Genomic DNA, 19,348 nt, shown 5'->3' on the forward strand with positions numbered 1-19,348 from the left:
AAATCCAAGACTAATAGATATAAAAGGCAAGTATTCATTTATCAATGAGTATTTGCCTTTTTTATTTGTTTTTGGAGTCAAAAACCCTCATCTTTAATGCATTAGTAATGTCCGTCCACATTTGATAGATACAGGTTTTAATCTGCGCAGTCCATAATTAGTTCTTAACTGTTAAATCAATATTAATAATGGCGTATTTGTGAATTTAACATTGAACGATTAACTCTACTTTTCTGAAAGCCTTTACATAACTTGTCTAGACAAGTTATAATCAGCATAAGAAAACAAAGGAGTGACGGCTATGGCTGTAAATAATAAAGATGTAAAAGCCATTGTAGATGCAATTGGGGGCAAAGAAAATCTAGACACTGCAACACACTGCGTGACAAGGTTACGATTAGTGTTAAAAGACGATAACAAGGTAGATAAAGATGCATTAAGTGATAATCCTTTAGTAAAAGGACAATTCAAAGCAGATCATCAATACCAAATTGTTATTGGTCCGGGGACAGTTGATGAAGTCTATAAACAATTTGTAGCAGAAACCGGAGCAGAAGAAGCATCTAAAGATGACGCTAAACAAGCTGCAGCGAAAAAGGGGAATCCTATACAAAGATTGATTAAATTGTTAGGGGATATATTTATACCAATCTTGCCAGCGATTGTAACTGCAGGTTTATTAATGGGGATTAATAACATTTTAACCATGGAAGGTCTTTTTGGTCCTAAAAAGTTAATAGAAATGTACCCGCAAATTGCGGATATTTCAGATATGATTAACGTTATAGCTAACACAGCCTTCATTTTCTTACCAGCGTTAATTGGTTGGAGTAGTATGCGTGTGTTTGGAGGAAGTCCGATTTTAGGTTTAGTATTGGGACTTATTTTGATGAATCCACAACTTGTCTCTCAATACGATATCGGTAAAGGACATATACCAACTTGGAATTTATTTGGATTAGAAATTAAACAATTGAATTATCAAGGACAAGTTTTACCAGTATTATTAGCTACATATGTTTTGGCAAAAATTGAAAAAGTACTTAATAAAGTTGTACATGATTCCATTAAAATGCTAGTTGTCGGTCCAGTTGCACTGTTAATAACAGGCTTCTTGGCATTTATTGTTATCGGACCAATTGCCTTAATATTAGGTACAGGAATTACAAATGGAGTAACATATGTTTTCGAACATGCAGGTTGGTTAGGTGGTGCTTTATATGGTTTATTATACGCACCACTTGTTATCACAGGACTGCACCACATGTTCTTAGCTGTTGACTTCCAATTAATGGGTAGTAGTTTAGGCGGTACATATTTATGGCCAATTTTAGCCATTTCTAATATTTGCCAAGGGTCAGCAGCATTTGGTGCATGGATTGTCTACAAACGTAAGAAGATGGTTAAAGAAGAAGGACTTGCATTTACTTCAGGTATTTCAGGTGTATTAGGAGTTACTGAACCAGCATTATTTGGTGTGAACTTACCATTGAAATATCCATTTATCTCTGCAATTCTAACATCAAGTGTACTCGGTGGATTCATTGGTGCTAATAAAGTATTAGGTAAAGTGGGTGTTGGTGGTTGGCCAGCATTTATTTCAATAAAAAATGAATTTTGGTGGATTTATATCCCGGCTATATTAGTGGCTACGATTGTCCCAGCAATTTTAACGATAGTATTTTCAAGATTTAGTAATCAAAAAGCCAAAAAAATGGTCGATACATCTAACTCATAAAATTAAAGCGTTCATGTTTAGCAAACCTCTGAACGCTTTTTATTATTAAACAATGTACAAAAAGGTGGTTTTACAATGAAAGAACAAGACTGGAGAAAGTCAGTAGTTTATCAAATATATCCTAAGTCATTTAATGATACAACGGGAAATGGTGAAGGTGACCTCAAAGGTATTATAGAAAAACTCGACTACTTACAATTTTTAGGAATTGATTATATTTGGTTAACACCTATTTATGAATCACCAATGAATGATAACGGATATGATATAAGTAATTATCTGAAGGTTAATGAGAATTTTGGTACATTAGATGACTTTAAACTTTTAGTAAAAGAGGCGCATCAAAGAAATATTAAAATAATGATGGATATCGTCATCAATCATACATCTACTGAACATCAATGGTTTAAAGAAGCGATTAAATCTAAGGATAGTCCATACCGTGATTATTACTTCTTTAGATCATCAGAAGAGGGGCCTCCAACCAATTGGGAATCTAAATTTGGTGGGAATGCTTGGAAATATGATGAACAAACAGATGAATATTATTTACATTTATTCGATGTTACGCAAGCTGATTTAAATTGGGATAATCTCGACGTACGACAAGCACTATATAAAATTGTAAATCATTGGATAGACTTTGGTGTGGATGGATTCCGTTTTGATGTGATTAATCTTATTTCTAAAGGTGAATTTAAAGATTCTAAAAAAATTGGTAAAGAATTTTATACAGATGGCCCAAGAGTACATAAATTTTTACATGAGTTAAATCAAAATACATTTGGAAATAAAGACATGATGACTGTAGGTGAAATGTCATCTACAACAATTGATCATTGTGTTAAATACTCTAATCCTAATCGACAAGAATTAAGTAGCGTATTCAATTTCCATCATTTGAAAGTTGACTATCCTGATGGAGAAAAATGGGCTAAAGGGAAAATGGATTTTCATCAGCTTAAAGAAATATTAATGAATTGGCAATTGGGTATTTACGAAGGTGGAGGTTGGAACGCAATATTTTGGTGTAATCACGATCAACCACGTGTTGTTTCGCGTTTTGGAGATGATAGTTCAGAAGAGTTACGTCAAGCAAGTGCAAAAACTTTAGCCATTGCACTACATATGTTGCAAGGTACACCTTACATCTATCAAGGTGAAGAGATAGGTATGATAAATCCTCATTTTAAATCAATAGAGGAATATAGAGATATAGAATCTTTGAATGCTTTTCATTATTTGAAGAGCCAAGGTTATTCAGAACAACACATTCTAGAAATATTAGACCAAAAATCACGCGATAATTCTCGAACACCAATGCAATGGGATGATTCAGAAAATGCAGGTTTTACTTCAGGAGAGTCATGGATTGCTACTGCCGATAATTATCAAAAGATTAATGTTGAACAAGCAATGAAAGATTCCGAATCCGTTCTGCATACTTATAAAGCATTAATAAATTTAAGACATCAAAATGATATTTTAACTTATGGTAATATAGAACCGATGTATATGGATCACAATCAATTATTTGTATATCGTCGACATTATCGTCATCAAACTTGGTTAATTATAGCTAATTTCTCAAAAGATGAAGTCACTTTACCTGATGATTTAGATATATCAGGCGATACTATTATTCAAAACGGAACTGTAAATCAGCATAAAATATCAGGATTTGGCGCGATTGTTATAGAAACAGCAAAGTAAATACGATTAAAAGAGGAATACACCATGGTACAAAAGAAATTCATCACAATTTATGAACAATTGAAAAATCAAATCTTAACAGAAGTATATGGATATAGTGAGCAGCTACCTTCTGAAAATGAATTAGTTACAACATATGGAACTTCGAGAGAAACTGTTCGTAAAGCGCTGGACTTATTAGCTAATGATGGTATGATTCAAAAAATTAGAGGTAAAGGTTCTGTTGTAATATACCAAGGGATAACTGAATTTCCTTTTTCAGAATTAATTAGTTTTAAAGAGATACAACATCAATTGGGTTTAAAACATCATACTGAACTTGTGATTAATGAAGAAATAAATGCCGCTGATGCAGAAAAAGTACAATTTGAATTAGGCTTGGAAAAAGATGATAAATTAATTCATGTTATTCGTACACGTTCTATAGAAGGAAAAGTAAAAATTTTAGATGAAGATTTCTTCGTAAAATCTATTGTTGGAAACATTAGTGATGAAGTAGCAAGACAATCCATATATGATTATTTAGAAAATGATTTACAACTAGAGATTAGTTATTCGAGTAAATCAATTACTTTTGAACCATTTTCAAAGATAGATGATGAGGTATTTGGCGATATTAATCCGCCTTATACCGCTACTGTAAGAAGTACAGTCTACTTAAAAGATACAACTCAGTTTCAATACAATATATCTAAACACATTGCGACAGATTTTAAATTTAAAGAGTTTTCTCGACGTCGTGAAAATCTTATCCAGTAGTTTCTTTAATATAATAGTTCTAATAGATATTTTTCAGAATAAGATTTTAAACTTGCAAACAATAGAGGAATTATAGTATTATAAATCTTACCGTGCTAGGTGGGGAGGTAGCGGTTCCCTGTACTCGAAATCCGCTTTATGCGAGACTTAATTCCTTTGTTGAGGGCGTATTTTTGTGAAGTCTGCCCGAAGCACGTAGTGTTTGAAGATTTCGGTCCTATGCAATATGAACCCACGAATCATGTCAGGTCCTGACGGAAGCAGCATTAAGTGGATAATCATATGTGCCGTAGGGTAGCCGAGATTTAGCTAACGACTTCGGTAACGTTTGTGATATACGTTCGATACAAAGGTGCACGGTTTTTAATTTTAAAAAACTAATTATACAAAATATAGATTTGAGCGACTTATTTTCGATGAGTCGCTCTCTTTTTTATAAATAGATAAATATGACATAATTTGATAAAGTTAAAGCGATATATAAGTGCAATAGCTAATGACAAACATGGTGGTGAAACAATGCAAATATACTTGAGTACCTTAACCGAAGTGGATTATGAAGAATCGTTGAATAGTATTGAAGAAAACTATGATGATCAACCTGAAACGAGTTGGCAAGAAAAAGCACTCGTTAAAAAATTAAGAAAATCAGATGACTATAATTATGAATTAGAAGTCATTGCGAAAAATGAGCAAAATAAGGTTATTGGACATGCATTACTAATAGAAGTAAGTGTTACATCGGAAGAAAAGAAATATACAGCTTTAACCATCGCGTCTTTATCAGTAAAAAAAGAATTAAGAAATCAAGGATTAGGTAAAGCTCTTATGCAAGCTGTTGAAGAACGAGCTAAATCCCAAGATTATACAACGATTGTTGTTGACCGAGAACAAGACTATTTTAAAAAGTTAGGTTATCAATTAGCTAGTGAATTCGGCTTATATTCAGAATATGGAGATGAGTCACAACCTTTATTAGTGAAATTTCTATGGGATAACTTAATAGATCCACCAATTGGGAAAGTACAATATCCAAGTATTATGCGTTAACACAATTTTATTGATGAACAAGTTTACGTGCGTGATATAATAGAATGTAATTGCTAATGGAGGTGCTAAGTTGAATTATCAAGCGTTATATCGTATGTATCGCCCTCAAAGTTTTGATGATGTTGTTGGTCAAGAACATGTAACTAAAACTTTGCGAAATGCGATTTCTAAAGGAAAGCAATCTCATGCTTACATATTTAGTGGCCCAAGAGGAACTGGGAAAACGAGTATTGCCAAAGTATTTGCGAAAGCTATCAATTGTACAAATAGTTCGGATGGAGAACCATGTAATGAGTGTGCAATTTGTAAAGGCATTACGCAAGGTACTAACTCTGATGTTATTGAAATTGATGCCGCAAGTAACAATGGTGTAGACGAAATTAGAAACATTAGAGATAAAGTTAAATATGCTCCAAGCGAATCAAAATATAAAATTTATATTATAGATGAAGTTCACATGCTGACTACTGGGGCTTTTAATGCATTGTTAAAAACATTAGAAGAACCACCTGCACACGCGATTTTTATTTTAGCGACAACTGAACCTCATAAAATTCCACCAACGATTATTTCAAGAGCACAAAGATTTGATTTTAAAGCAATCAGTTTAAATCAAATTGTTGATCGTTTGAAATATGTAGCTGATTCACAATCATTACCATACGATGATGAGGCCTTAGAGTTTATTGCCAAGGCATCTGAAGGTGGTATGCGAGATGCGTTAAGTATTATGGACCAAGCTATTGCGTTCGGAGATGAACACTTAACTTTACAAGATGCGTTAAATGTTACAGGCAGCGTTGACGAAGCGTCACTTAATGAATTATTTAAAGATATAGTTGAAGGTGATGTTAAAGAATCATTTAATAGATATCACCAATTTGTTACAGAAGGTAAAGAAGTTAATCGTTTGATTAATGATATGATTTATTTTGTTAGAGATACTATTATGAACAAAACGTCTAACCAAGACGTTGAATATGATGCACTTATTCATTTTGACTTAGATACCTTATATCGTATGATTGATATCATTAATGACACATTAGTTTCTATACGTTTTAGTGTAAATCAAAGTGTTCACTTTGAAGTACTGTTAGTAAAATTAGCGGAAATGATTAAAGCTAAACCAGAAACAGTACAAAATGTTGCGACTACACAAGTTGCCACAGAGCCTAATAATGATGTTTTATTACAACGTATGGAACAATTAGAACAAGAACTTAAAACCTTGAAATCTCAAGGAGTGGCTACATCAGGACAAACGCAACAACCTAAAAAACCTGTGCGTAGTCAACAACGCTCTAAAAACGCATTTTCAATGCAACAAATTGCAAAAGTTTTAGATAAAGCGAATAAGGATGACATTAAGTTACTTAAAAATCATTGGCAAGAAGTAATTGATCATGCCAAAAATAATGACAAAAAATCTTTAGTGAGCTTACTTCAAAATTCAGAACCTGTTGCTGCTAGTGAAGATCATGTACTAGTTAAGTTTGAAGAAGAAATTCATTGCGAAATTGTTAATAAAGACGATGAAAAACGTAATAATATAGAAAGTGTTGTTTGTAATATCGTCAATAAAACAGTCAAAGTGGTAGGCGTGCCTTCAGACCAATGGTTACGTGTTAGAGCTGAGTATCTCCAAAATCGTAAACAAGATCAACATCATGAAGCGGAAGAAAATGAAAAAGAACCAGAACAAGAGGATATAGCACAAAAAGCAAAAGATTTATTTGGCGAAGAAACAGTTCATATGATAGATGAATAGCCACACATGACAAGGCTAATATTCGTATGTATAATATAAACAAAGTAATAATTTAAAGAATATGAAGGATTATAAGGAGGAAACGGAATTATGCGCGGTGGCGGAAATATGCAACAAATGATGAAACAAATGCAAAAAATGCAAAAGAAAATGGAACAAGAACAAGAGAAATTAAAAGAAGAACGTGTAGAAGGTACAGCAGGTGGAGGTATGGTTACTGTAACAGTTACTGGCCACAAAGAAGTTGTTGACGTACAAATCAAAGAAGATGCTGTAGATCCAGATGATGTTGAAATGTTACAAGACCTAGTATTAGCTGCTACAAATGAAGCAATGAATAAAGCTGATAAATTAACACAAGAACGTCTAGGTAAACATACTCAAGGCTTAAACATCCCTGGAATGTGATAACATGCATTATCCAGAACCAATATCCAAACTTATAGATAGTTTTATGAAATTGCCAGGCATTGGCCCTAAAACAGCTCAACGTCTGGCTTTTCATACATTAGATATGAAAGAAGACGATGTTGTTCAATTTGCGAAAGCACTTGTGGATGTTAAACGTGAACTTACTTATTGTAGTGTTTGCGGACATATTACAGAGAAAGATCCTTGTTACATTTGTGAAGACAAACAACGAGATCGTTCAGTAATCTGTGTTGTTGAAGATGATAAAGACGTTATCGCAATGGAAAAGATGCGAGAATTTAAAGGATTATACCATGTGTTACATGGATCTATTTCTCCAATGGATGGTATAGGTCCGGAAGATATCAATATACCTGCATTAGTCGATCGACTAAAAAGTGATGAAGTTAAAGAATTAATTTTAGCGATGAATCCTAACTTAGAGGGTGAGTCAACGGCGATGTATATTTCAAGACTTGTAAAACCTATTGGAATAAAAGTAACGCGTTTAGCCCAAGGTTTATCAGTTGGCGGAGATTTAGAGTATGCTGATGAAGTGACCTTATCCAAAGCAATTGCCGGTAGAACTGAAATGTAGTTTAAACGCTGATATGTATAGTATCAGCGTTTTTTTGTATTTCTTAATAAAAATTTTAAAAAAAGATAAAGTTTGTAAATTAAAGATTTATCTTAGGGATAAGTAAGTAGTTCTATGGAATGTATAATCAAAAAATGAACTTTATATAATGGATAGTCTATATCGTTCGGCATATGATTAAATAGGAGTTCTCGTTTGTTAAGAAAGTGTAAATTTTACTGTTGTTAAAAGCTTTGTGAGCCTGTATAGTATATATTTGTTGAGCGGAACAAAGCGAAACACACACAAAACACTTCAAAAATTAATTATAAAAAGTTGTTGACTTTAAAGTTAATAAAGCGTATAATTAATTCTTGTCGGTAAAGAAATGAACATTGAAAACTGAATGACAATATGTCAACGTTAATTCCAATAATGTAACGAAAGTTACAACAATTAATTTAGTTTTTATGAGCTAATCAAACATCATAATTTTTTATGGAGAGTTTGATCCTGGCTCAGGATGAACGCTGGCGGCGTGCCTAATACATGCAAGTCGAGCGAACAGATAAGGAGCTTGCTCCTTTGACGTTAGCGGCGGACGGGTGAGTAACACGTGGATAACCTACCTATAAGACTGGGATAACTTCGGGAAACCGGAGCTAATACCGGATAAGATTTTGAACCGCATGGTTCAATAGTGAAAGACGGCCTTGCTGTCACTTATAGATGGATCCGCGCCGTATTAGCTAGTTGGTAAGGTAACGGCTTACCAAGGCAACGATACGTAGCCGACCTGAGAGGGTGATCGGCCACACTGGAACTGAGACACGGTCCAGACTCCTACGGGAGGCAGCAGTAGGGAATCTTCCGCAATGGGCGAAAGCCTGACGGAGCAACGCCGCGTGAGTGATGAAGGTCTTCGGATCGTAAAACTCTGTTATCAGGGAAGAACAAACGTGTAAGTAACTGTGCACGTCTTGACGGTACCTGATCAGAAAGCCACGGCTAACTACGTGCCAGCAGCCGCGGTAATACGTAGGTGGCAAGCGTTATCCGGAATTATTGGGCGTAAAGCGCGCGTAGGCGGTTTTTTAAGTCTGATGTGAAAGCCCACGGCTCAACCGTGGAGGGTCATTGGAAACTGGAAAACTTGAGTGCAGAAGAGGAAAGTGGAATTCCATGTGTAGCGGTGAAATGCGCAGAGATATGGAGGAACACCAGTGGCGAAGGCGACTTTCTGGTCTGTAACTGACGCTGATGTGCGAAAGCGTGGGGATCAAACAGGATTAGATACCCTGGTAGTCCACGCCGTAAACGATGAGTGCTAAGTGTTAGGGGGTTTCCGCCCCTTAGTGCTGCAGCTAACGCATTAAGCACTCCGCCTGGGGAGTACGACCGCAAGGTTGAAACTCAAAGGAATTGACGGGGACCCGCACAAGCGGTGGAGCATGTGGTTTAATTCGAAGCAACGCGAAGAACCTTACCAAATCTTGACATCCTTTGACCGCTCTAGAGATAGAGTTTTCCCCTTCGGGGGACAAAGTGACAGGTGGTGCATGGTTGTCGTCAGCTCGTGTCGTGAGATGTTGGGTTAAGTCCCGCAACGAGCGCAACCCTTAAGCTTAGTTGCCATCATTAAGTTGGGCACTCTAAGTTGACTGCCGGTGACAAACCGGAGGAAGGTGGGGATGACGTCAAATCATCATGCCCCTTATGATTTGGGCTACACACGTGCTACAATGGACAATACAAAGGGCAGCTAAACCGCGAGGTCAAGCAAATCCCATAAAGTTGTTCTCAGTTCGGATTGTAGTCTGCAACTCGACTACATGAAGCTGGAATCGCTAGTAATCGTAGATCAGCATGCTACGGTGAATACGTTCCCGGGTCTTGTACACACCGCCCGTCACACCACGAGAGTTTGTAACACCCGAAGCCGGTGGAGTAACCATTTATGGAGCTAGCCGTCGAAGGTGGGACAAATGATTGGGGTGAAGTCGTAACAAGGTAGCCGTATCGGAAGGTGCGGCTGGATCACCTCCTTTCTAAGGATATATTCGGAACATCTTCGTAGAAGATGAAGGAATAACATTGACATATTGTATTCAGTTTTGAATGTTTATACAACATTCAAATCAGCCTTTTTCAAAGAAAGCGATTCGCAGACAATGCGTTGAGTCATTTTAAAACGGAGTTTACTTTTGTAAATGAGTATTTAAAATGATGAAAACAAAGCCGAATGCAAACGCTTGACTGAAAATAGGATATTGTACATTGAAAACTAGATAAGTAAGTAAAATATAGATTTTACCAAGCAAAACCGAGTGAATTAGAGTTTTAAAGCTTGAATTCATAAGAAATAATCGCTAGTGTTCGAAAGAACACTCACAAGATTAATAACGCGTTTCCTGTAGGATGGAAACATAGATTAAGTTATTAAGGGCGCACGGTGGATGCCTTGGCACTAGAAGCCGAAGAAGGACGTTACTAACGACGATATGCTTTGGGGAGCTGTAAGTAAGCGTTGATCCAGAGATTTCCGAATGGGGAAACCCAACATGAGTTATGTCATGTTATCGATATGTGAATACATAGCATATCAGAAGGCAGACCCGGAGAACTGAAACATCTTAGTACCCGGAGGAAGAGAAAGAAAAATCGATTCCCTGAGTAGCGGCGAGCGAAACGGGAAGAGCCCAAACCAACAAGCTTGCTTGTTGGGGTTGTAGGACACTCTATACGGAGTTACAAAAGTATATATTAGACGAATCATCTGGAAAGTTGAATCAAAGAAGGTAATAATCCTGTAGTCGAAAATATATACTCTCTTGAGTGGATCCTGAGTACGACGGAGCACGTGAAATTCCGTCGGAATCTGGGAGGACCATCTCCTAAGGCTAAATACTCTCTAGTGACCGATAGTGAACCAGTACCGTGAGGGAAAGGTGAAAAGTACCCCGGAAGGGGAGTGAAAGAGAACTTGAAACCGTGTGCTTACAAGTAGTCAGAGCCCGTTAATGGGTGATGGCGTGCCTTTTGTAGAATGAACCGGCGAGTTACGATTTGATGCAAGGTTAAGCAGTGAATGTGGAGCCGTAGCGAAAGCGAGTCTGAATAGGGCGTTGAGTATTTGGTCGTAGACCCGAAACCAGGTGATCTACCCTTGGTCAGGTTGAAGTTCAGGTAACACTGAATGGAGGACCGAACCGACTTACGTTGAAAAGTGAGCGGATGAACTGAGGGTAGCGGAGAAATTCCAATCGAACCTGGAGATAGCTGGTTCTCTCCGAAATAGCTTTAGGGCTAGCCTCAAGTGATGATTATTGGAGGTAGAGCACTGTTTGGACGAGGGGCCCTTCTCGGGTTACCGAATTCAGACAAACTCCGAATGCCAATCAATTTAACTTGGGAGTCAGAACATGGGTGATAAGGTCCGTGTTCGAAAGGGAAACAGCCCAGACCACCAGCTAAGGTCCCAAAATATATGTTAAGTGGAAAAGGATGTGGCGTTGCCCAGACAACTAGGATGTTGGCTTAGAAGCAGCCATCATTTAAAGAGTGCGTAATAGCTCACTAGTCGAGTGACACTGCGCCGAAAATGTACCGGGGCTAAACATATTACCGAAGCTGTGGATTGTCCGTAGGACAATGGTAGGAGAGCGTTCTAAGGGCGTTGAAGCATGATCGCAAGGACATGTGGAGCGCTTAGAAGTGAGAATGCCGGTGTGAGTAGCGAAAGACGGGTGAGAATCCCGTCCACCGATTGACTAAGGTTTCCAGAGGAAGGCTCGTCCGCTCTGGGTTAGTCGGGTCCTAAGCTGAGGCCGACAGGCGTAGGCGATGGATAACAGGTTGATATTCCTGTACCACCTAGTATCGTTTTAATCGATGGGGGGACGCAGTAGGATAGGCGAAGCGTGCTATTGGATTGCACGTCCAAGCAGTAAGACTGAGTGTTAGGCAAATCCGGCACTCATAAGGTCAAGCTGTGATGGGGAGAGGAAATTGTTTCCTCGAGTCGTTGATTTCACACTGCCAAGAAAAGCCTCTAGATAGATAACAGGTGCCCGTACCGCAAACCGACACAGGTAGTCAAGATGAGAATTCTAAGGTGAGCGAGCGAACTCTCGTTAAGGAACTCGGCAAAATGACCCCGTAACTTCGGGAGAAGGGGTGCTCTTTAGGGTTAACGCCCAGAAGAGCCGCAGTGAATAGGCCCAAGCGACTGTTTATCAAAAACACAGGTCTCTGCTAAACCGTAAGGTGATGTATAGGGGCTGACGCCTGCCCGGTGCTGGAAGGTTAAGAGGAGTAGTTAGCTTCTGCGAAGCTACGAATCGAAGCCCCAGTAAACGGCGGCCGTAACTATAACGGTCCTAAGGTAGCGAAATTCCTTGTCGGGTAAGTTCCGACCCGCACGAAAGGCGTAACGATTTGGGCACTGTCTCAACGAGAGACTCGGTGAAATCATAGTACCTGTGAAGATGCAGGTTACCCGCGACAGGACGGAAAGACCCCGTGGAGCTTTACTGTAGCCTGATATTGAAATTCGGCACAGCTTGTACAGGATAGGTAGGAGCCTTTGAAACGTGAGCGCTAGCTTACGTGGAGGCATTGGTGGGATACTACCCTAGCTGTGTTGGCTTTCTAACCCGCACCACTTATCGTGGTGGGAGACAGTGTCAGGTGGGCAGTTTGACTGGGGCGGTCGCCTCCTAAAAGGTAACGGAGGCGCTCAAAGGTTCCCTCAGAATGGTTGGAAATCATTCATAGAGTGTAAAGGCATAAGGGAGCTTGACTGCGAGACTTACAAGTCGAGCAGGGTCGAAAGACGGACTTAGTGATCCGGTGGTTCCGCATGGAAGGGCCATCGCTCAACGGATAAAAGCTACCCCGGGGATAACAGGCTTATCTCCCCCAAGAGTTCACATCGACGGGGAGGTTTGGCACCTCGATGTCGGCTCATCGCATCCTGGGGCTGTAGTCGGTCCCAAGGGTTGGGCTGTTCGCCCATTAAAGCGGTACGCGAGCTGGGTTCAGAACGTCGTGAGACAGTTCGGTCCCTATCCGTCGTGGGCGTAGGAAATTTGAGAGGAGCTGTCCTTAGTACGAGAGGACCGGGATGGACATACCTCTGGTGTACCAGTTGTCGTGCCAACGGCATAGCTGGGTAGCTATGTATGGACGGGATAAGTGCTGAAAGCATCTAAGCATGAAGCCCCCCTCAAGATGAGATTTCCCAACTTCGGTTATAAGATCCCTCAAAGATGATGAGGTTAATAGGTTCGAGGTGGAAGCGTGGTGACACGTGGAGCTGACGAATACTAATCGATCGAAGACTTAATCAATTTTATGTTTTGCGACGCAAAATCACTTTACTTACTATCTAGTTTTGAATGTATAATACATTCCATTTGTCTGGTGACAATGGCAAGGAGGTCACACCTGTTCCCATGCCGAACACAGAAGTTAAGCTCCTTAGCGCCGATGGTAGTCGGATTAACGTTCCGCTAGAGTAGGACGTTGCCAGGCAAATGATAGGATGCGATGAGCCGCATTGAGACCGTAAGGTCTCTTTTTTTATACATAAAAAGTGAAGTGCTTTAAATCATCAATGAAGAGCGGGGCCCTAACATAGAGGATTTTGGTAGAAAATTCAACAAGCAATGCAAGTTGGGGTAAAGAACGCTACGAGCTTAGTCGAGCTAAGTGAGTAAGAGAGAGACGAAAAAGAAGAAGAATGCGAGCGTTTATCTCGAGTTGAGAAAGCTCCTTAGCGCCGATGGTAGCAGACTAACGTTCTAAAGCAAAACAGCGATTTATAATCGCATTGTTTTACTTACTTAATAGCTTTAGCTATTAAGTACAACTATATATGCCAGGCAAATGATAGGATGCGATGAGCCGCATTGAGACCATAAGGTCTCTTTTTTTATGCCTAAAAAGAAAAGTACTTTAAATCATCAACTAGTGAATCATAAACTTAATAGAGTATAATGCCAATGGAAGTCGAGCAATAAAACGTTGCTTAACTTCCTTTTTTATTATGAAATGATTTACATTTAACATAAAATTCAATAATATCGTACTAAAGGAGTGCTATAGAGATGATTATACGAGCTTTAGAAAAAACAGATTTACAGTATTTACATAACTTGAATAACGAGTATTCAATTATGTCTTATTGGTTTGAGGAACCCTATCAATCATTAAGTGAACTAGAATCACTTTACCAAAAGCATATTTTAGATGAATCTGAAAGACGTTTTGTAATTGAAGAAAACCAACAATCTATCGGTGTTGTTGAGTTATTGGAAATTAATTTTATACATAGAACATGCGAGGTGTTAATTATAGTAGATCCTCAATTTGCGAATAGAGGATACGCTAAAAAAGCGTTTAAGATGGCAATAGATTATGCATTTTTAGTACTTAATATGCACAAGGTATATCTCTATGTAGATGTTAAAAATGAAAAAGCAGTGCACATATATAAAAGTAACAACTTTGAAATTGAAGGTGAATTAAAAGAGCACTTTTATACAAGGGGCGAATATAGAGATTGTTATGTCATGGGATTGTTAAAAAGAAATTGGGTCAACCAACAAGATGATGATTTATCTCATATAAGATAATCGAATAAATTAATTATAGTGAAAAGAGTGATGATTTGAATCAACCTATTTCCAATCAATTAAAAAATTTAATATCACACCAAAGTATTTCAATGCATGTTCCTGGACATAAAAATATGACAATTGGTCTATTAAAAAACTTAGATTTTAAAATGGATATGACTGAAATAAGTGGATTAGATGATTTACATCATCCAGAAGAAATTATTTTAGATAGCATGGCGGAATTCAATAAACATCAAGATTATAATGCTTATCTATTAGTTAATGGTACAACGTCAGGTATTTTGTCTGTAATACAAGCATTAGCGTATCAAAATGGTGAATATTTAATACCTAGAAACGTACATAAATCTGTATTTCATGGATTAGAGTTAGCCCATCAAAAAGCTAAATTTACAAAAATGAAAGTAAGTTCGACATCACATCATTACTTGTCTCCACAGGTACAAGATTTAGACTTAAATAATCAGAAATTAGCTATTATGACATATCCTAATTACTATGGTGAAACTTATGATATCCAATCTGACATTGAGCTTCTACATTCAAAACATATTCCAGTATTAATTGATGAAGCACATGGCGCTCATTTCGATTTGAAAGGTTTTCCAACTTCTTCTTTAAATTATGGAGCGGATTATGTAGTCCAGTCATATCATAAAACATTACCAGCACTAACGATGGGATCAATACTTTATATACATAAAGATGCGCCACATAAAGAAGAAATCAAACAATATTTATCATATTTTCAAACATCTAGTCCTTCATATCTTGTTATGGCAAGTTTAGAAATGGCACATACATTTTATGAAGAATATCAAAGTGATATCTTTTTTGAAAAGAGGAAATTATTACTGAGCTCTCTAGAGAATAAAGGATTCATTGTAAATGATGTTGATGATCCATTGAAAATGTTGATTACATATCCTGGTTATTCTGGATATGACATACAAAACTGGTTTGAAAAGGAACATATTTACGTAGAATTAGCCGATGATTACCAAGTTTTATTTGTATTACCACTATGGCATCAAGGAGACGAATATCCATTTAATATATTATTAGAAAAAATAAACAGTATGTTATTACCCGATATTAAGCAAGTGAGCCAATTTTATCCTGAACTTATGACTGAATGTGGAGAGTTTGTCCCTACATTTTATAATGATGTTAAATGGATAGATATTAATGATTCATTAGAATACCGTTTAGCACGTCACATAATTCCATATCCACCAGGGGTTCCGATTTTGTTTAAAGGAGAAAAAATTACTGGAAATATGATAAAATTGATGAATCAATATCAACAATCAAATATGAAAGTTGAAGGTATAAAAGATAATCAAATTTTAATTAAGGATGAATAAAAATGTCAGCATTTATAACATTTGAAGGGCCAGAAGGTTCAGGTAAAACTACAGTTATAAAAGAAGTAGCAAAAAAGTTGGCTCAAACTTACGATGTTATTTCAACTCGTGAACCAGGTGGCGTACCAACGGGTGAAGAGATAAGAAAAGTCGTGCTAGAAGGCAACCACATGGATATTCGTACTGAAGCAATGCTTTTTGCAGCATCAAGACGTGAACATCTAGTAGAAAAAGTGATTCCAGCATTAAAAAATAAACAGATTGTTTTGTGTGATAGATATATCGATAGTTCATTAGCTTATCAAGGATTTGCTAGAGGTATTGGTATTGAAGAGGTAAAGTCTTTAAATGAATTCGCAATTAATGGATTATATCCAGATTTAACAATATATTTAGATGTTTCTGCCGAAGTAGGTCGTGAAAGAATTTTAAAAAACAGTAGAAGTCAAAATCGTTTGGATCAAGAAGATATTGATTTTCATGAAAAAGTGATTGAGGGCTATCATCAAATAATAGAAAATGAACCACAACGTTTTGTTCAAATAGACGCTGATCAACCTCTTGATGAAGTTGTTGCAGCTACATACAAATCTATCATCAAATATTTAAAATAATTGTGATATAATAATTGAAAGAGGTGTTATAAAAATGAAGATGATTATAGCAATCGTCCAAGACCAAGACAGCCAAGAACTTTCAGACCAACTTGTCAAAAATGATTTTAGAGCAACTAAATTAGCAACAACAGGTGGGTTTTTAAAAGCTGGAAATACGACGTTTTTATGTGGGGTCAATGATGACCGTGTAGACGACTTATTATCAGTGATTAATAATACATGTGGTAATAGAGAACAACTAGTATCACCAATTACACCAATGGGTGGTAGTGCAGATTCTTACATACCATATCCAGTAGAAGTTGAAGTTGGCGGTGCTACGGTATTTGTAATGCCTATTGAAGCATTCCATCAATTTTAAATCGAACTAATAAAATAGGGGGATGACTATTTACTTTTTATATCATCCCCGAATTAAGCATATGCAGATGATGTTGTGTTTTAATTTTATTTATTAGTTTCAACAAAAAGTATTTAACAATTTGAGACTGCTTTTTTAGCAGTCTTTTTATATAAGAAGATATAGGAGAGATATCTAAATGGATGAACAACAGCAATTAACCAATGCATATGATTCGAATAAATTATCGCATGCTTATCTTTTCGAAGGCGATGATGCACAATCTATGCAAAATGTTGCTATGAACTTTGCTAAGATGATTTTATGTAAAGATAATGAACAGTGCAAGGTTAAAGTTAGTACATTCAACCATCCTGATTTTTTGTATGTCTCTAGTGAAGAAAGTACTATAAAAAAGGAAGCCATCGAACAACTTGTTCATCATATGAATCAACTACCTATAGAAGGTGAGTATAAAGTTTATATTGTTGAAGATTTTGAAAAATTAACTGTTCAAGGTGAAAATAGTATATTAAAATTCTTGGAGGAACCACCTCAAAATACGATTGCAATATTATTATCTACAAAGCCGGAACAGATTTTAGATACTATACATTCAAGATGCCAACATGTTTATTTTAAACCTATTGATAAAGGACAATTCATTGATTATTTAGTTGAGCAGTCAATATCACGTCCAGTTGCTGAAATGTTCAGTACTTTCACGACTCAAGCAGAAACTGCATTCAATTTAAATGAAGAATATGATCTTATGAGTTTAAGAAAGAGTATCGTTAGATGGTGTGAATTATTATTATCAAATCGTTCAATGGCCTTGATTGGTATTATTGATTTATTGAAACAGGCTAAAAACCGTAAATTACAGTTATTAACGTTAGCTTCAGTGAATGGATTTTTTGAGGATATTATGCATGCAAAAGTAGAAATGAATAGTGAATATATATTTAGCGACCTAAGTGTTGAGATAGAAAAATATGCAAAACATTTAACATATAACCAACTTATATTGATGTACGATCAATTAACAGAAGCACATAAAAAGTTAAATCAAAATGTAAACCCAACACTTGTATTTGAACAAATAGTGATTAAAGGTGTGAGATAGATGCCAGATGTAATAGGAGTACAGTTTCAAAAGGCTGGGAAATTAGAATATTATGCGCCTAAGGATTTACAGATTAAAAAAGATGATTGGGTAGTAGTAGAATCTAAACGTGGTATAGAAATCGGATTGGTTAAAATGCCGACACGATCAGTTGATGAAGGTGATGTAACTCTTCCATTGAAAGAAGTTATGAGAGTAGCTTCACAACAAGATATAGACACATACTATAGTAATGCAGATGATGCCGAAGAGGCATTAGCATTATGTAAAGATGTAGTAAGTCAACAGGGATTGGATATGAGATTAGTAAACTGTGAATACACGTTAGATAAATCAAAAGTTATATTCAATTTCACTGCAGATGATCGTATTGATTTTAGAAAGTTAGTTAAAGTATTAGCACAAAATTTAAAAACGAGAATCGAATTAAGACAAATTGGAGTACGCGACGAAGCTAAATTATTAGGTGGCATAGGTCCGTGTGGTCGTTCTCTTTGTTGTTCTACATTTTTAGGAGATTTTGAACCAGTATCCATAAAAATGGCTAAAGATCAAAACTTATCGTTAAATCCCGCCAAAATATCTGGTGCATGTGGACGTTTAATGTGCTGTTTAAAATATGAGAATGACTATTATGAAGAAGCACGTGCCCAATTACCAGATGTAGGTGATTCAATTGAAACGCCAGATGGTAATGGCCAAGTTGTTGGATTGAATATTTTAGATATATCCATGCAAGTTAAAGTAGAAGGCATGGAGCAACCGTTAGAATATAAAATGGAAGAAATTGAAGCATTTAATTAAGGAGGTTTAACCACCTTTGAATCGGAATGAGTTGTTTGAAAAATTGATGCGCTTAGAAACAAATATGAATCAACTTAATGAGGATATGTCTGATTTAAAAGATTTAGCAGTAGCACTTGTTGAAGAAAATGTAGCGCTTCAAGTAGAAAATGATAATTTAAAACAATTAATGGATAAGAGTGAAAGTTCAAATTCAGAAACTGTTAACTCACACCAAACTAAAAATGTAAAAAAACCACTACCTAGTAAAGATAACTTAGCAATGTTATATAAAGAAGGATTTCATATTTGCAAAGGTGAGTTATTTGGTAAACATAGACATGGTGAAGATTGCTTATTATGTTTAAATGTATTAAGTGATTAAACATTTTTGATATTAGAAAGACGATAGGGATGTGTTATGAGTAGACAATGAATTACTACGATATAAC

The 19,348-nt window shown here is 36.6% G+C and carries 14 protein-coding genes, 3 rRNA genes and 1 other RNA gene; all 18 read left to right on the plus strand.

Features of this window, described 5'->3' with window-relative positions; translation table 11 throughout:
• Positions 1-301: 301 nt before the first annotated feature.
• The 18 genes from treP to yabA all read left to right on the plus strand — a co-directional run bounded on the left by treP (position 302) and on the right by yabA (position 19,281).
• Positions 302-1,738, plus strand: a complete 1,437-nt coding sequence (treP, locus tag LFT63_RS09960; RefSeq protein WP_029056561.1) for a PTS system trehalose-specific EIIBC component — start codon at positions 302-304, stop codon at positions 1,736-1,738.
• Between the two features lie 75 nt (positions 1,739-1,813).
• A complete protein-coding gene (treC, locus tag LFT63_RS09965) occupies positions 1,814-3,451 on the plus strand; it encodes an alpha,alpha-phosphotrehalase (RefSeq protein ID WP_340768980.1) in 1,638 nt (545 codons plus the stop codon).
• A gap of 24 nt (positions 3,452-3,475) precedes the next feature.
• Entirely contained in the window at positions 3,476-4,210 is a 735-nt protein-coding gene (gene treR / locus LFT63_RS09970; protein WP_017638319.1) for a trehalose operon repressor, read from the plus strand.
• A 90-nt stretch (positions 4,211-4,300) separates the two neighbouring features.
• Positions 4,301-4,570, plus strand: an RNA gene (ffs, locus tag LFT63_RS09975) — signal recognition particle sRNA large type.
• Between the two features lie 159 nt (positions 4,571-4,729).
• Positions 4,730-5,260 (plus strand): GNAT family N-acetyltransferase, encoded by a 531-nt coding sequence (locus tag LFT63_RS09980; RefSeq protein WP_029056559.1) that lies wholly within the window; start codon positions 4,730-4,732, stop codon positions 5,258-5,260.
• A gap of 70 nt (positions 5,261-5,330) precedes the next feature.
• Positions 5,331-7,031, plus strand: a complete 1,701-nt coding sequence (dnaX, locus tag LFT63_RS09985; protein WP_017638321.1) for a DNA polymerase III subunit gamma/tau — start codon at positions 5,331-5,333, stop codon at positions 7,029-7,031.
• Positions 7,032-7,121: 90 nt separating this feature from the next.
• Positions 7,122-7,439: a YbaB/EbfC family nucleoid-associated protein gene (locus tag LFT63_RS09990; RefSeq protein WP_017638322.1), complete on the plus strand. Its 318-nt coding sequence runs from the start codon at positions 7,122-7,124 to the stop codon at positions 7,437-7,439.
• Positions 7,440-7,443: 4 nt separating this feature from the next.
• Positions 7,444-8,040 (plus strand): recombination mediator RecR, encoded by a 597-nt coding sequence (gene recR / locus LFT63_RS09995; RefSeq protein ID WP_017638323.1) that lies wholly within the window; start codon positions 7,444-7,446, stop codon positions 8,038-8,040.
• A gap of 474 nt (positions 8,041-8,514) precedes the next feature.
• Positions 8,515-10,067, plus strand: a 16S ribosomal RNA gene (locus LFT63_RS10000).
• A 381-nt stretch (positions 10,068-10,448) separates the two neighbouring features.
• Positions 10,449-13,370: ribosomal RNA gene (locus LFT63_RS10005) — 23S ribosomal RNA — on the plus strand.
• Between the two features lie 69 nt (positions 13,371-13,439).
• Positions 13,440-13,554, plus strand: a 5S ribosomal RNA gene (gene rrf, locus LFT63_RS10010).
• Together the 16S, 23S and 5S rRNA genes form the textbook arrangement of a ribosomal RNA operon.
• Before the next feature lie 575 nt (positions 13,555-14,129).
• Positions 14,130-14,657, plus strand: a complete 528-nt coding sequence (locus tag LFT63_RS10015) for a GNAT family N-acetyltransferase (protein ID WP_017638159.1) — start codon at positions 14,130-14,132, stop codon at positions 14,655-14,657.
• A 35-nt stretch (positions 14,658-14,692) separates the two neighbouring features.
• Positions 14,693-16,030 (plus strand): aminotransferase class V-fold PLP-dependent enzyme, encoded by a 1,338-nt coding sequence (locus LFT63_RS10020; protein ID WP_029056242.1) that lies wholly within the window; start codon positions 14,693-14,695, stop codon positions 16,028-16,030.
• 2 nt (positions 16,031-16,032) lie between these two features.
• On the plus strand, positions 16,033-16,644 hold the full coding sequence (gene tmk / locus LFT63_RS10025) for a dTMP kinase (RefSeq protein WP_029056243.1): 612 nt from the start codon (positions 16,033-16,035) through the stop codon (positions 16,642-16,644).
• 34 nt (positions 16,645-16,678) lie between these two features.
• Positions 16,679-17,008 (plus strand): cyclic-di-AMP receptor, encoded by a 330-nt coding sequence (locus tag LFT63_RS10030; protein WP_002451717.1) that lies wholly within the window; start codon positions 16,679-16,681, stop codon positions 17,006-17,008.
• 178 nt (positions 17,009-17,186) lie between these two features.
• A complete protein-coding gene (locus LFT63_RS10035) occupies positions 17,187-18,113 on the plus strand; it encodes a DNA polymerase III subunit (protein ID WP_029056244.1) in 927 nt (308 codons plus the stop codon).
• Positions 18,114-18,917 (plus strand): PSP1 domain-containing protein, encoded by an 804-nt coding sequence (locus LFT63_RS10040; RefSeq protein ID WP_017638154.1) that lies wholly within the window; start codon positions 18,114-18,116, stop codon positions 18,915-18,917.
• 16 nt (positions 18,918-18,933) lie between these two features.
• Positions 18,934-19,281, plus strand: a complete 348-nt coding sequence (gene yabA / locus LFT63_RS10045) for a DNA replication initiation control protein YabA (RefSeq protein WP_017638153.1) — start codon at positions 18,934-18,936, stop codon at positions 19,279-19,281.
• The last annotated feature ends 67 nt before the right edge of the window (positions 19,282-19,348 follow it).

Origin of the sequence: Staphylococcus sp. FSL H8-0121, from assembly GCF_038008425.1 — a bacterium.
GTDB lineage: Bacteria > Bacillota > Bacilli > Staphylococcales > Staphylococcaceae > Staphylococcus > Staphylococcus pasteuri.